15 protein-coding genes are annotated in these 14,427 nt (G+C 36.2%); 1 reads left to right on the top strand and 14 read right to left on the bottom strand.

The features are described 5' to 3' along the window. Positions 1 to 49 precede the first annotated feature (49 nt). The 14 genes from ACR9EA_RS16285 to hemA all read right to left on the bottom strand — a co-directional run bounded on the left by ACR9EA_RS16285 (position 50) and on the right by hemA (position 13,330). Positions 50 to 760: a 3'-5' exonuclease gene (locus tag ACR9EA_RS16285; protein ID WP_435135442.1), complete on the bottom strand. Its 711-nt coding sequence runs from the start codon at positions 758 to 760 to the stop codon at positions 50 to 52. Between the two features lie 67 nt (positions 761 to 827). Next, positions 828 to 1,982: a serine hydrolase domain-containing protein gene (locus tag ACR9EA_RS16280; RefSeq protein WP_435135440.1), complete on the bottom strand. Its 1,155-nt coding sequence runs from the start codon at positions 1,980 to 1,982 to the stop codon at positions 828 to 830. Positions 1,983 to 2,014: 32 nt separating this feature from the next. Further along, entirely contained in the window at positions 2,015 to 2,488 is a 474-nt protein-coding gene (locus ACR9EA_RS16275) for a methylated-DNA--[protein]-cysteine S-methyltransferase (RefSeq protein ID WP_435135438.1), read from the bottom strand. Next, positions 2,488 to 3,573, bottom strand: coding sequence for a CNNM domain-containing protein (locus ACR9EA_RS16270; RefSeq protein WP_435135435.1), 1,086 nt, complete (start codon positions 3,571 to 3,573; stop codon positions 2,488 to 2,490). The genes ACR9EA_RS16275 and ACR9EA_RS16270 overlap by 1 nt, the downstream gene beginning before the upstream one ends. A gap of 25 nt (positions 3,574 to 3,598) precedes the next feature. Then, on the bottom strand, positions 3,599 to 4,588 hold the full coding sequence (gene hemB / locus ACR9EA_RS16265) for a porphobilinogen synthase (RefSeq protein WP_435135432.1): 990 nt from the start codon (positions 4,586 to 4,588) through the stop codon (positions 3,599 to 3,601). Between the two features lie 5 nt (positions 4,589 to 4,593). Then, the gene (locus tag ACR9EA_RS16260; RefSeq protein ID WP_435135429.1) at positions 4,594 to 5,613 is read right to left on the bottom strand and encodes a DUF4421 domain-containing protein; all 1,020 of its coding nucleotides are present in this window, start codon (positions 5,611 to 5,613) and stop codon (positions 4,594 to 4,596) included. Then, positions 5,604 to 6,506, bottom strand: a complete 903-nt coding sequence (hemF, locus tag ACR9EA_RS16255; RefSeq protein ID WP_435135427.1) for an oxygen-dependent coproporphyrinogen oxidase — start codon at positions 6,504 to 6,506, stop codon at positions 5,604 to 5,606. The genes ACR9EA_RS16260 and hemF overlap by 10 nt, the downstream gene beginning before the upstream one ends. After that, positions 6,496 to 7,029: a GNAT family N-acetyltransferase gene (locus tag ACR9EA_RS16250; protein WP_435135424.1), complete on the bottom strand. Its 534-nt coding sequence runs from the start codon at positions 7,027 to 7,029 to the stop codon at positions 6,496 to 6,498. Before ACR9EA_RS16250 ends, hemF begins: the two co-directional genes overlap by 11 nt. A gap of 3 nt (positions 7,030 to 7,032) precedes the next feature. Further along, positions 7,033 to 8,055, bottom strand: a complete 1,023-nt coding sequence (gene hemE / locus ACR9EA_RS16245; protein WP_435135421.1) for a uroporphyrinogen decarboxylase — start codon at positions 8,053 to 8,055, stop codon at positions 7,033 to 7,035. After that, positions 8,052 to 8,708, bottom strand: a complete 657-nt coding sequence (locus ACR9EA_RS16240) for a uroporphyrinogen-III synthase (protein ID WP_435135418.1) — start codon at positions 8,706 to 8,708, stop codon at positions 8,052 to 8,054. The genes hemE and ACR9EA_RS16240 overlap by 4 nt, the downstream gene beginning before the upstream one ends. After that, a complete protein-coding gene (locus ACR9EA_RS16235) occupies positions 8,708 to 9,397 on the bottom strand; it encodes a potassium channel family protein (protein WP_435135416.1) in 690 nt (229 codons plus the stop codon). Before ACR9EA_RS16235 ends, ACR9EA_RS16240 begins: the two co-directional genes overlap by 1 nt. Before the next feature lie 10 nt (positions 9,398 to 9,407). After that, the gene (locus tag ACR9EA_RS16230; protein ID WP_435135412.1) at positions 9,408 to 11,150 is read right to left on the bottom strand and encodes a TrkH family potassium uptake protein; all 1,743 of its coding nucleotides are present in this window, start codon (positions 11,148 to 11,150) and stop codon (positions 9,408 to 9,410) included. Between the two features lie 13 nt (positions 11,151 to 11,163). Beyond that, entirely contained in the window at positions 11,164 to 12,078 is a 915-nt protein-coding gene (gene hemC, locus ACR9EA_RS16225; protein WP_435135410.1) for a hydroxymethylbilane synthase, read from the bottom strand. Next, on the bottom strand, positions 12,071 to 13,330 hold the full coding sequence (hemA, locus tag ACR9EA_RS16220) for a glutamyl-tRNA reductase (RefSeq protein WP_435135407.1): 1,260 nt from the start codon (positions 13,328 to 13,330) through the stop codon (positions 12,071 to 12,073). Before hemA ends, hemC begins: the two co-directional genes overlap by 8 nt. Before the next feature lie 202 nt (positions 13,331 to 13,532). On the opposite strand from hemA, the gene ACR9EA_RS16215 reads away from it, so the two are divergent. Beyond that, entirely contained in the window at positions 13,533 to 14,423 is an 891-nt protein-coding gene (locus tag ACR9EA_RS16215) for a helix-turn-helix transcriptional regulator (RefSeq protein ID WP_435135404.1), read from the top strand. The last annotated feature ends 4 nt before the right edge of the window (positions 14,424 to 14,427 follow it).

The following is a 14,427-nucleotide window of genomic DNA, read 5'->3' as shown; positions in this document are numbered from 1 at the left end:
AGTTCTCGACTCCGCTCGAACTGACTAGATTATTAGAATTAAGCGATAATCAAATATGTAAAATTTCATCTTCGGTTAAAATGTTGTCGCCCCGTAATCTTAAAAAGATTTGCGCAACGGCTATAGTGTCTTTTTCGCAATAAGTAATAATGCGGTCTATGTTTTTTTCTTCGTAATACACCTTACATACTTCGCTGCCATCGATATCGTCTTTGGGTGATGGAATACCTAAAACGTGGGTAAGTAATTTTAGCGAGGTGTAGTTTTTGTAATCCCCAAACTTCCATAATTCTAAAGTGTCTAAATGAGGCACTTCCCAAGGTTTTTTACCAAATAAATTGAGTTTGTTTGGTAGCGTAATGTTATGAATAATCATGCGTCTGGCAATGTAAGGAAAATCGAATTCCTTGCCATTATGGGCACATAACAATTGTTTAGGGTGGTTGTAATGTGTTTCTAAAAGGGTTTTAAATTCTTTTAAAATGGTAATTTCTTCTCCGTAAAACGATGTTGTTCTAAACTGTCTGTTTTCGCCTTTGTGGGTGAAAAATCCAACAGAAATGCAAACAATCTTTCCAAACTCTGCCCAAATGCCTGCACGTTCGTAAAACTCTTCTGCCGAAATTTCTTGGCGTTGGTATTTCGATTTTAAGTCCCAAAGTTGTTGTTTGGTAGCACTTAAATCTGAAAATTGTTGCGTTTCAGGTACTGTTTCTATATCCAGAAATAAAATGTCTTCGAGGTTGAGTTTACTAATCATGCGTTTTAGTATTGAACCTTAGTAAATTACAGTTTAATTTTAAGGCTTCAAAATAAAATTCCTGTAATTAATGGTTGTCCAGCATGTTGTAAGCTTCTTCAATGTAGGTAAAGATATCGTCGGTAAAGGTCGCTACAGTTTTTTGCGGTCCTTTAGAGTGGCCGAGTCTTACAATAATAATATTATCTGTAGGTTCTACAATAACGTATTGCCCTAAGTGACCACGCATCATAAAAAAGTGTTTATTACCTATAGTTTTTAGCCACCAACCGTAACCATATTCTGGGCTTTCGGGAAATCGCGGTGTGATTGATTTTTGTACAAAGGCAGAATCTAAAAGTTGTTTGCCATTCCATTTGCCGTAGTCTTTATATAGCTTTCCAAAACGGGCAAAATCGCGGGCGTTACTGGCAATACAGCAATAAGCTTTTTCCAAACCGTGCTCGTCGCTGTCTATTTGCCAAAGGGCATCGCTTTCAAAACCCATAGGTTTCCAGAATTTTTCGCTTAAATAACCAGACATGGTTTGCCCAGTTGCTTTGGTTAATACCATGCCGAGTAGCTGGGTGTTTCCGCTAAGGTATTTGTATTTCTTGCCAGGAGCTTCAATACCTTTCATGTTTAAAATTACTGAAGCTAAATCTTCATCAAAATAAGCCCGTGTTGTTACCGAAAACGGCGAATAGTACGATTCGTCCCAATCGAGTCCCGATGCCATAGACGACAAATCGCCAACAGTTAAATTGGCTGACAGTCCGTCTTTGAACTGCGGATAAAAATCGCTTACTTTTTGGTCTAAATTCTTTATTTTTCCTTCCATAATGGCTTTGCCTAGCATGGCAGAAATGATGCTTTTAGCCATAGAAAAGGAGTTGGATTTTGACTGCTGATTGAAGCCATCGTAATACTTTTCGAACCAAATACTATCGTTTTTAATAATTAAATAGGCAATGGTTCCGTTGTCTTGGTTAATGCGCTCTAAGCTATCTGTGGCTTTAACCGTGTTGTAGGCTTCGTGTATGGGCCAAGGTTGCGGCGAACTGTTATCGATAGTTCTGTTGTCGAACTGCGTATAATCTTCTAGATAGGCTGTTTTGTGGCCAGTGCCATAGGTGATTTTTGCCGCGGTTAAAATATAATCGTAGCCCGTAATGTATAGACCTAATATAAATAATGCACAGATTAATAATATAAACTTGAAGAGCTTAAATAAGAATTTCATAAGTAGTAGTTTGTCTGCTTAAATATAAACAATTAAAATAAAGATTGCTGGGTAAAAGGGCTTTCATGCTCTAAAAGCCATTGTTTACGGTGTAACCCGCCAGCATATCCTGTTAGGCTACCATCGCTACCAATAACGCGATGGCATGGAACAATAATCCAAAGCGGATTTTTGCCATTGGCACTGGCCACAGCACGAATGGCTTTAACGTCGCCAAGCTGTTTCGATAATTCTAAATACGATATGGTTTTTCCGTAAGGAATTTGTGTTAAGGCTTGCCATACTTTCTTTTGAAATTCGGTGCCTTTAGGATTTAATTTTAGGTTGAAGTTTTGTAACGTGCCTTTAAAATAATCTTGCAGTTGTAGCACACTGTCCTGAAGCGACTCGGGAATAGTTTTTGAAACCGATTCTGTAGTATTTAATACGGTAACGGCACAGATGCCATCGAAATCTCCTTCAATTTTAGTAAAGCCCAAAGGGGTGGCAATAATGCAAGTGTCCATTAGTTTTCCTCGATATCATCATGAATCAATCCTAAGCGTTTGGCTCTGGTTTCCCAACTTTGTCTTGCTAAAAGTTGAAGATTGGCTACATTGTCGCTTTCATCCATAATTTCTAAACCAAGCAAGGTTTCAATCACATCCTCCATAGTTACAATACCGCTTACCGAACCGTATTCATCGACCACCAAAGCCATGTGGTTTTTGCTTTCTACAAGCTGTTCGAATAATTTTGGGATGGCAATTTTTCGGTTAACTATAATAATGTCGCGTTTTAAATCTTTTAAGGTTTTTGTGCCATTTCCCAAAGCCATTTCCTTAAACACTTCGTCTTTTAAAACTAGGCCGGTAATATTGTCCTGACTTTCGGTGTAAACAGGAATTCTAGAAAAACGAATATTAGAATTTTCTTTAAAAAAGGTTTTTACTGTGGTTTCTTCGTCTTCGGTTTTTATAACTGTTCTGGGCGTCATGATGTCTTTGGCAAGGACATCTTTAAAGTTTAAAAGGTTTTTAAGAATTTTACTTTCCGATTCTTGAAACACACCTTCTTGTTGGGCCATATCGGCCATGGCATGAAAATCTTCTCTGCTTAAAACGCTACCGTGGCCTTTACCGCCAATAAGTTTGGTGGCCAGTTGTAATAACCAGAGTAAGCCTGTGTATTTTAAAGGGAAAATAATTATGAGTAAAGCTTTAGATGTAAAATTGGCTAAACTTTGCCAGTATTTGGCCCCTATGGTTTTTGGAATAATTTCTGAAACTACAAGAATTAAAAATGTCATGATGGCCGATACAATACCAACGGTATTTATGCCAAAAACTTCTACCTTATAAGGAAGTTTTTCGGCTTGTATACCTACCATCATGGCGCCTAAAGTATGGGCTATGGTGTTTAGTGTTAAAATGGCAATTAAGGGTTTGTCTACGTCCTGTTTTAAATTTTCTAAGGTTGTAGCGTATTCTTTACCTTCAGATTTTTTTACATTAATAAACGTAGGTGTTACGCTTAAAAACACAGCTTCTAGTATAGAACATAAGAAGGAAAAAAAGATTGAGACTGTTGCCCAAAAAATGAGTGCACCCATAGTTTTAGATTTGATTTACGCTAAGTTACGAAATCAATTTCACAACATCCTTAGCAAAATAACTAGCAATGATATCGGCTCCAGCTCTTTTTATGGCGGTTACCTGCTCCATCATTACGGCATCGTGGTCTAACCAGCCTTTTTCGGCAGCAGCTTTTAGCATAGCATATTCGCCTGAAACCTGATAAACTGCTACAGGAACATTGACTTCGTTTTTAATATCGCGCACGATGTCCAGATAACATAGGCCCGGTTTTACCATAACAATGTCGGCACCTTCATCGATATCCATTTCGGTTTCGCGCAAGGCTTCAAAGCGGTTGGCGTAATCCATTTGGTAGGTTTTTTTATCTTTAGGAACATCCATCATATCTACAGGAGCAGAATCTAGAGCATCTCTAAACGGGCCATAAAAAGCCGAAGCATATTTGGCACTGTAAGCCATAATGCCGGTATTTATAAACCCTTCGTCTTCCAGTAATTCACGCATTTCTAATATGCGGCCATCCATCATATCGCTAGGGGCAACAAAGTCGGCACCTGCTGTGGCATGGCTTAAGGCCATTTCGGCTAATACCGAAGAGGATTCGTCGTTTAATATTTGTCCGTTTGCAACAATGCCATCATGGCCGTAAGATGAAAATGGATCTAAGGCCACATCGGTCATTACCAACATGTCTGGACAGGCATTTTTCACCGTTTTTATGGCACGTTGCATTAAACCATTCGGGTTTAAAGCTTCGGTGCCTTTATTGTCTTTTAGCTTATCGTCTACTTTTACAAATAGTAACGCCGATTTTAGGCCTAAGTTCCAAAGCTCTTTTACTTCTTTTTCGAGTAAATCTAAACTCAATCTAAAGTAATTGGGCATCGATGGAATTTCTTCTTTTACACCTTTTCCTTCAACAATAAATAAGGGTACTAAAAAGTCGTTTGGAGATATTATGGTTTCGCGAACAAGTGAACGAATGGCTTCGTTGGTTCTTAATCTTCTATTGCGTTTTAATGGATACATAATGATTAAAGTTTTAATTTGTTATTAATTTCATCGGCAGTTTTTATCATTCTTCTTCCAGCTTTAAAGCGGTAGCCAATAAATATTTGAAAGTAAGGAATGTTGTCGCTAACATTAATTGAACTGTCTGAGTTATAGTTAAGGATTAACAGGTTGTAATGTGCGCCAACATATAAATTATCTATATCGTAATTAATAGAGCCTCTTAAATCTAGCTCGGTAAGTAAAGAGGTGTCGCTTTCGTTTTCTTCCTTTGAATAGTGTAATCCTAATCCTGCCGATATACCTGCAGAGATAAATAGGTTTTTCGTAGGTACAAAATTGTAGTAATACGATGGTGCAAGGGCAATATCGAAGGCATGAGATGTATCGTCTATAGAATTAGAGGGGTTGCCGGTGTCCCAAACTACATGATAATCGGTGTAATAATAAACAATGCTTGGTATAAAGCTTCCTACACTCTTTAATTGTTTTTCATCTTGAGAAACGATTGCTCTAAAGGAGAAGTTTTCATTCCATATGTAAGAAGTTCTTCCTCCAATTTTAAATGATTTTGTTCGAGGTAAATAAATGTTAATGTCGTCGTTCTGGATATAAAACCCTTTTTCTTTATAGACATCTATAGTCTGCATCCAATGTTTTCCAAAATAGGTTCTGAAGTTTAAGTTAAAAAGTTTAGAATCGTCATTATCTTTATTTTCCGAAAGAAAATCGGGAGCAAACGAGTAGGAAATGTTTATGCTCCTAAATGCTACTGAAGCTCCAATTCTATTTTGTTTGTTGGCTGCTAGATCGAATTGGATATCGTTTTCTTGATCTGTGGCGGATAAGTAATTAGAGGTGTTAACAAAAAATAAACGTGCGGTAATACGGTTTTTGTAGATGTGAATGTATTCGTTTGTTTCAGAATAAACAACAGGGGCTAAGCTGTCGTTTTCTACTTCAGTACTGTTGCTTTGAGCTTTAATTGAAGTGGTAAAACTAAGTGTGAGCAATACTGATAATATCCATCTTTTTAAACCCATGATTTTGGTTGTTTTAAGATATTGATAAGCTTTTCTTCGGGGCTGTTTTTTTCTGTTTCGTAATTGTAAACCCATTGTACATGAGGTGGTAAACTCATGAGAATACTTTCTATACGTCCGTTGGTTTTTAACCCGAAAAGAGTGCCTTTATCATGTACTAAATTGAATTCTACGTAACGACCACGACGTATTTCTTGCCAGTTTCTTTGCGCTTTGGTATAGTCTAGGTTTTTACGTTTTTCTACTATTGGCACATAGCTTTCTAAGAAACTGTTTCCTACTTCGGTAACAAAATCGTACCAATTTAGCATCGTCATATCGTCGGTTTGTTTGCAGTAATCGAAAAATAGGCCGCCAATTCCGCGGGCTTCGTTTCGGTGCGCATTCCAAAAGTAATTATCGCATTTTTCTTTATAGGTTTTGTGAAATGACGGGTTGTGCTTGTCGCAAGCAGCTTTACATACAGTATGGAAGTGTACGGCATCGTCTTCAAACAGATAATACGGCGTTAAATCTTGTCCGCCGCCAAACCATTGGTCTACAATATTACCTGATTTATCGTACATTTCGAAATACCGCCAGTTGGCATGAACAGTGGGCACCATTGGGTTTTTAGGGTGTAATACTAGACTTAACCCACAGGCAAAAAAATTAGCATCTTTAACACCAAAATAATTTTGCATGCTGTCGGGTAATTCGCCGTGAACACCAGAAATATTTACGCCTCCTTTTTCAAAAACAGCTCCATTTTCAATAACCCGTGTTCTTCCGCCACCGCCTTCGGGACGTTCCCAAATGTCTTGTTTAAATTGCGCTTTTCCGTCTAAAGATTCGAGTGCATGGGTTATGGTATCTTGTAATTCTTGTATGTAGTTGTAAAATTTATCTTTCATGATATAATTCGTATAATTCCATATCTAAAGTCTTGGCGTTTGGTGGTGTATATTCATTTTTTAAAGTCGATTTCCAAACATAACCAGAATTGGTAGCCACTTTAGTGCTGCCAATATTACTTTTATGGGTAATTATTTGAAGTGTTTTAAGCTGTAATTTTGTAAATGCGTACAGGGAAATGTCTTTAATAGCTTCGGTCATAATGCCTTTACCAGAAGCATTTTTATCTATACAATAGGCAAATTCGCCTTGTTGTTTTTCCCAATCGAGTTCCTTTAAAATGATCAACCCTATAAGTTTGTTGGTTTTTAGGTCTTTTAAAGTAAAGGTAAATTCTTTTTTATTGAACTCTTTTTTTAGTTGTTCTTCAATGTAAGTTTTAGAGCCTTCTAACTTTAAGTTTTTAGATAAGGTATTGGGTAAGTAGGTAACAAATTGTTTTACATTGGAACGCATAAAACTGTTTAGACCATTGGCATCGGTTCTGTTTAAGGCTTCAATGTAAAACGATTTGCTAGACATATATTATTTGTATTCTTTTACAGCATCTATAAAGGCTTTGGCATTGTCTAACGGAATGTTTGGTAAAATACCGTGACCTAAATTTACGATGTATTTGTCTTTACCAAATTCGTTAATCATTTGGTGTACCATTTTTTTGATTTCGGCAGGAGGCGATAATAATCTTGCTGGATCGAAATTACCTTGTAGTGTGATGTTTCCTCCAGTTAAGTATCGTGCATTTCTAGCCGAGCAGGTCCAGTCTATACCAAGGGCAGAGACGTTGCTTTTAGCCATATCGCCTAAGGCAAACCAACACCCTTTACCAAATGCAATTACTGGTGCGTCATCTTTTAAAGCTTCAATAATCTGGTTGATGTATTTCCAAGAAAATTCCTGATAATCGGTAGGCGATAACATGCCGCCCCAAGAGTCGAAAATTTGTACAGCATCAACTCCAGCTATAACTTTGGCTTTTAAATAAGCAATCGTGGTATCTGTAATTTTTTGTAATAATTGATGAGCTGCAACGGGATTGGTAAAACAGAATTCTTTGGCTTTATCGAATGTTTTGCTACCTTGACCTTGAACTACATAGCATAATATCGTCCATGGTGATCCTGCAAATCCAATTAATGGAATCTCGTTATTAAGTAATTCTTTAGTGGCTTTAATGGCCTGCATTACATAATCTAGTTCTACATTAACATCAGGGACTATCACGTTGTCTACACCTTTTTGGTCGCGAACGGGATTAGGTAAATAGGGGCCAAAATTAGGTTTCATTTCTACCTCTATATTCATGGCTTGCGGAATCACCAAAATATCGCTAAATAAAATAGCGGCATCCATACCATAACGCCTTATAGGTTGTACGGTTATTTCGCTTGCTAATTCTGGAGTGCGACATCTGGTAAAGAAGTCGTATTTTTCGCGAATGGCCATGAATTCTGGTAAATAACGCCCAGCTTGACGCATCATCCAGACTGGTGGGCGTTCTACGGTTTCGCCTTTTAAGGCTCTTAAATATAAATCGTTTTTAATCATAATTTTTTAGCGTGTTTAACTACAGACTGTAGTACGTGTTCTATGGTAGGAGCAGTTGCTGTTACTATGTTTGTTGTGTGTGGTTTTGCAGCTTCTGCTGTGGTATTGCCAATGCAAAATGCGGTTTTGTTTTCTAGGCTGTTTTTAGAAGTGAAACTGTTAATTCCGCTCGGACTAAAAAATAGAATGGCATCGTAGGTGTCGTTAATAGTTTGCGGGGTTTCAACCGTATTGTAAACAATAATTTCTTTAACAGGGATATGGTGTTGTTTTAAAATGTCGGGTAAAGTATCTTGCCTTTTATCGCTGCAAAAAAAGATAAAACTATCGTTTTTATGGTATTTTACTATATGATTGGCTAGGTCTTGCGCATAGAGTTTCATTTTAGAAACATATTGGCCGTGTTCTTCTAAATAGGCCATGGTTTTTTCGCCTACACAAAAACAATTTTTAATAACGACTTTGTTTTCTATAATGGCTTTTGCTGCGTTTTGACTGGTAATGATGGCGTTTTCCACGATAATTTCGGTGTCGAAATTAACGAACGCAATGTCTATGGCATCGTAATCGATAACCTGAATATTAGCTTTGTTTAAGAACAGTTTGTGTTCGGAGCTAAGTGTTTTTGTAGATAAAACAGTGTTGATTGGCATTACTGATTTTTATGGCAGATTTTGGTAATATCGTCATTAAGTCCAAAAACAACCAATACATCGTTGGCTTCAATAACGGTGTTTGCAGCGGGAATGCCTACAACTTCCATCACCGAAGTGGCATTGCCAATAAGATTGGTTTTTTCGTTTTTACGAATTATGGTAATGATATTCAATTTATACTTCGACCTAAAGTCTAATTCCTGAATGGTTTTACCTACAAATTCTGTTGGTGTTTTAATTTCAGAAATTGAATATTTTTCATCGATTTTAAAATTGTCTATAATGTTTTTAAAATTGATTTTGTTTGTTAGTTTTTCGGCAGCTTCCTGTTCTGGGTGCACTATCGAGGTTATGCCCATAGCTTGAAGAACAGTATCGTGAATGGGCGATAACGAACGGCTTATCACTTTTGCTGTCGATAACTTTTTTATAATGGCTGTTGTAATTATGGCGGCACCTTCGTTTTCGCCAATGGCAACAACGGCAATATCTGTTTGCTTTATGGGCAAGGCCTGGTAGGCAAGCTCGTTGGTAGAATCTAAACAAATACTATGCGCTATTTTATCTTTTACAATATTAACCTTTTCCATTTGTTTGTCTACTCCTACAACTTCGTTGCCAGATTCTGTAAGGCTTAAGGCGAGTGACATTCCAAAATTTCCGAGTCCAAAGATTATAATTTTCATGTCGTAATGTTTAGTTGATTAAAATATTTTCTTGCGGATACTGATAAAACTTTTGTTCTACTTGTCCTAACATACCAAAAAGCAAGTTTAGTAATCCTATTCGGCCTACAAACATAACAGCAATAAGTACGTATTTACTAGGGTCGCTTAGTGTAGGGGTTAAATTGAGGCTGAGGCCTACGGTACTGTAAGCAGAAAAGCATTCGAAAGCTATGGCCAATAAATCCTTTTTAGGTTCAAAAAACAACAGTAATAATATACTTATGCCAATAGTTATAAGAGAGATACAGATAATAGCAAAAGCACGATTTACGGTGCTACTAGAGATTTCTCGCGTATTGAGTTCTATACGTTTTCGACCTTTGGCAGTTGCAAAAATGTTAAGCGTAGCAATAGCAAAAGTACTGGTTTTTATACCGCCACCGGTGGATCCTGGCGAAGCACCAATCCACATTAACAAAATAACAAACAAGAGTGAAGGCGTTGCCACTTGAGTATAGTCTACCGTGTTAAAACCAGCTGTTCTAGGGGTGACAGACGAAAACATGGCGGCTGTAATTTTTCCAAAAGTGGAGGTGTGCTCTTTTAAAGTGTGTTGTGCTTCGGCAAAATAAAAGAATACAAAACCTACAAGTAGCAAAATACTGGTTGTTATTAACGTGATTTTACTATTTAAAGTAATTACCCTTACGGTAGTTTTAATTTTATCTTTTTTTCTGAACATGTTTAAAAAACTTCGTCTGATGTACGCCGAAGAATTAAAAATGAAATTATACCCAATACCTCCAATAATAATTAGGGCCATGAGTACCCATTGCAGCGAGTAATCTACTCTTAAACTAGGCTCGTAAAAACTAGACGATGAGGTTGAAAACCCAGCATTACAGAAGGCCGAAATAGAATGGAAAATTGAAAAAAAGACTTTGTTTTCTACAACCGAAAGATCATCTATAGAGAAATAAATAAAAATAGCACCAAGACATTCTATACTAAGTGTAAACGCAACAATTTGCGCGCCGATTTTAAATACATCTTGAAGATTTTCTGTTGATGTGTAATCTTTTAAATACATGCCTTCCCTAAACGAAGACGATTCTTTAAAAAAGTAAGCAAAAAACGACGTGAATGTTAAAATACCCAAACCGCCAATTTGTATTAAAATAAGAATAACCGTTTGGCCAAGTTGTGTAAAATCTTTTCCTGTGTCTAAAACCGCTAGGCCTGTTACGCAAATGGCACTCGTAGAGGTAAATAGTGCATCGATAAACGATATGCCGTTAACGGTTATATTGGGTAACATTAAAAATAACGAACCTATTAAAGATAAAATCCCAAAACTACCTACAAATAAAATCGCAGGGTTGAAATAAATTTTATACAGGTATTTAATAAAAAACGTTAATCGGATGAGCAGGTAAAAAAACAAGCCAATTTCATAAATGACTTTAGGGCGTAAAGGGCGCTCTACAGCGGGTAAATCGTGATTTAAATAATACACAGTAAGCGCTGCAATTATGGTGGTAATTAAAATGGCAATATTAAACTTGATTGTTTTTTTTAAAGCCTTAGTATGCGAGTATTGCGAATGTTTTACTACGTTGAAAAAGATTAAAAGCCCTGTAATTACTGTGTAAACAGGCATTCTAAAAGGTTTGTAATCTTCCCGAATAGAAAATCCAAAATCGAATATTAAAAAAAATAGAATGAGAATATCAGTAAAACGATATAGGGTTTGCAACGTTTTAAGCTTCATCTAAACAATGTTTTTATGAATTCATTTCTTTTTTTATAGAATTCATGAGTTCTTTTCCACCATTTTCAATGATTTCTAAAGCACAACGTTTTCCGAAGCCTTTGTAATTTGCTACGGACTCTGTTAGGTTTACGGTTAGTTTTTTACTGCCGTTTAGAGCTAATAGCACACCCGTAAACGCAATAGTATCATTGGTTATGGTTGCCAAACCTCCAACAGGAGCTGTACAACCTGCTTCTAATATACGTAAAAATTCACGTTCTACATAGGTGCAAATGTCTGTTTCGTAATTATTTAGTTTAGAAACGGCTTCTGTAATATCTTTGTCTTTTTCTAATGTTACCACAACCATCGCGCCTTGTGCTGGTGCAGGTACCATCCAGTCCAGCTCTATATGGTGTTCTGGTAGCACATTTATGCGTTCTAAACCTGCTTTGGCAAAAATGGCGGCATTCCAAGTGTTGTTGTCAAGTTTTTGAAGTCTGGTATTTACATTCCCTCTTAAATCTTCAACTTTATGGTTTGGGTATTTGTTAAGCCATTGGGCCTTACGTCTTAAACTTCCTGTGCCTATAGTACCTTCAGAATTTAAAAAATCTAAATCTTTATAAACTAAAATATCGCTTACGTTGGCTCTTGGTAAAACAGCCGATTGCACAATACCTTTAGGCAGTAGGGTTGGTACATCTTTCATGGAGTGTACAGCAATATCTACAGTGCCGTTAAGCATAGCGACATCTAAGGTTTTAGTGAAAATTCCTGTAATGCCTAGCTCGTATAAAGGTTGGTCTAGAATTAAATCGCCAGTAGATTTTACGGCAACAATTTCTGTATTATAGCCTAATTCGTTTAGTTGAGATTGTACGGTATTTGCTTGCCACAGCGCCAATTGGCTGTCTCTTGTGCCAATGCGAATTGTTTTATGCATTTGTTGGTGTGTCTAACTGAAAGACTTTTTTTATAAATTCTAAGCTTTCGTTGGTAGAAAAATCATCGTCTCTTAAATGATGCGCAAAATGATTTGTTATTTTTTGAATAATATTATTGCTTATTAACTCTGCCTGCTCCTCGTTAAATCCTTGAATTTTTTTACGTTGTGTGTCTAATTCTGCGGTTTTAAAGTCCAGGAGTTTGTTTTTAAGCGCTTTAATGGTTGGTGCGAATTTTCTAGTTTCTAACCAGTCGTTAAATTCTTTTTTAACATCTTCTAAAATGGTCTCTGCAACAGGAATATAGGCTTTGCGTTTTTCTAGAGTCTCGTCTGTAATTTGCGATAAATGATCTAAATGAATTAAGCGCACATTGTCTAAATCCGTAACATTTTCATCTACATTTTTAGGGATAGACAAGTCTAAAATTAATAACGGATTTTTAGTCTGAATTAAATGTTTATCAACTGTAGGGTTTTGAGCTCCTGTGGCAACAATTAAAATATCCGATGTGTTAATTTCTTCTTGAAGGTTAGCGTAGTCTTTAACTAGTAAATTGAATTTTCCAGCTATTTTTTCGGCCTTATCTTTAGTTCTGTTAATTAGTTTAATATGGTCGTTTTTAGTATGCTTTACCAAATTCTCGCAAGTATTTCGACCAATTTTTCCAGTGCCAAACAATAAAATATTTTTGGCCGATACGTTTTCTACGTGGTTTAATATGTATTGTACCGAAGCAAACGATACCGAAGTTGCTCCAGACGAAATTTCGGTTTCTGTTTTTATGCGTTTGCTGGCTTGGGTAACCATGTTTATTAAACGCTCTAAAAAGGTGTTTAATACTCCAGCTTTTTTAGACATTTTAGCGCTAATTTTTAGCTGACTTATAATCTCGAAATCGCCAAGTATTTGGCTGTCTAAACCAGACCCCACACGAAACATGTGCGAGATTGCTTCTTTGTTTTTATACACATAAGCCACTTGCTGAAACTCGTCTACAGTTCCTTTTGTGTTATCGCAAAGTAATTTAATAAGCTGAAATGGATGCTCTGCAAAACCGTAAATTTCTGTACGGTTACAGGTAGAAGTTACAATCAAACTTTCTATACCATTTGCTTTAGCTTGTTCAAGTACAGCGTGTTTACCAGCGTCGTCTAAACTAAAATGCCCTCTAGTTTCGGCGTCGGCTTTTTTGTAACTTAATCCTATAGCGTAAAAAGAAGTGCCTCTAAGGGCATGATTTTGACTCATTAATAAAGTTGATTGTATTTGTTGGACAAAAGTATAATGACATTTTTTAAAAAAATAACGCTCAAAGAACTTTTAGTGTCGTTAAGAGTGTTTTAAAACATATTTTCATTCTAATATAAGAAATATTGTAGTTTTGTAGTAATAACAATACTTTTAGAGGGTGTTGTTTAGAATAGGTCTAAATAAAATAGAAAAGCAAGAGATGTCGATAAATATAAAGAATAACGCTATAAGAACTTTTGATGAAGCCCTGGTCGAGGATGGTTTTTTCGTGTTAACCTATAAAAATGAGGGCGTTGGTGTAGAGATAGTAGAGCGTGCAATAGATAGTAGTTTCATTCAGTTTCATTTTTGTTTAAAAGGGGCTTTAGCGTTTAAATTCAATAAAGGCAATTATACGCTAAATATTAATGAAGAAAATTCGTTGCTTTTGTATAATCCGCAACAAGATTTACCAATTCATTTAGAGGTTAATCCAAATTCGTGGTTGGTAACTTTGCTTATTTCTATTAAAGAGTTTCATGCGTTGTTTTCGCAAGAAGCGGGATATATTTCGTTTTTAAGCGACGATAATAAGGATAAAAAATATTATAAAGATGGAAAAATATCACCATCTATGGCTATAGTTTTAACACAAATAGCACATTATAATTTAAATGCATCTATTAAAAATTTGTATTTAAAAGGGAAAGCCTACGAGTTGTTGAGTTTGTATTTTAATAGGAGTGAAGATGCCAATACAGAGCATTGTCCGTTTTTGGTAGACGAAACCAATGTTATAAAAATACGTAAGGCCAAAGACATTATTATTGCTAGAATGGCCGAACCCCCAAGTTTGCAAGAATTAGCCGATGAGATAGGGTTGAGTCTTAAAAAATTAAAGGAAGGCTTTAAGCAAATTTATGGCGATTCGGTATTTAGCTTTTTATTTGATTATAAAATGGAAGAAGCCCGAAAACTGTTAGAAACAGGAGGTTTAAATGTCAACGAAGTTGGGTTAAAAGTAGGGTATAGCACGTCTAGCCATTTTATTGCCGCATTCAAAAAAAAGTACGGAACCACACCTAAAAAATACTTGCAATCTATAAACTAATGTC

Source organism: Formosa sp. A9, from assembly GCF_051200825.1.
In the GTDB taxonomy this organism is placed as follows: Bacteria; Bacteroidota; Bacteroidia; order Flavobacteriales; family Flavobacteriaceae; genus Formosa.
Note: the sequence above shows the minus strand (reverse complement) of the source record. Positions and strands in the feature narration are given on the sequence as shown.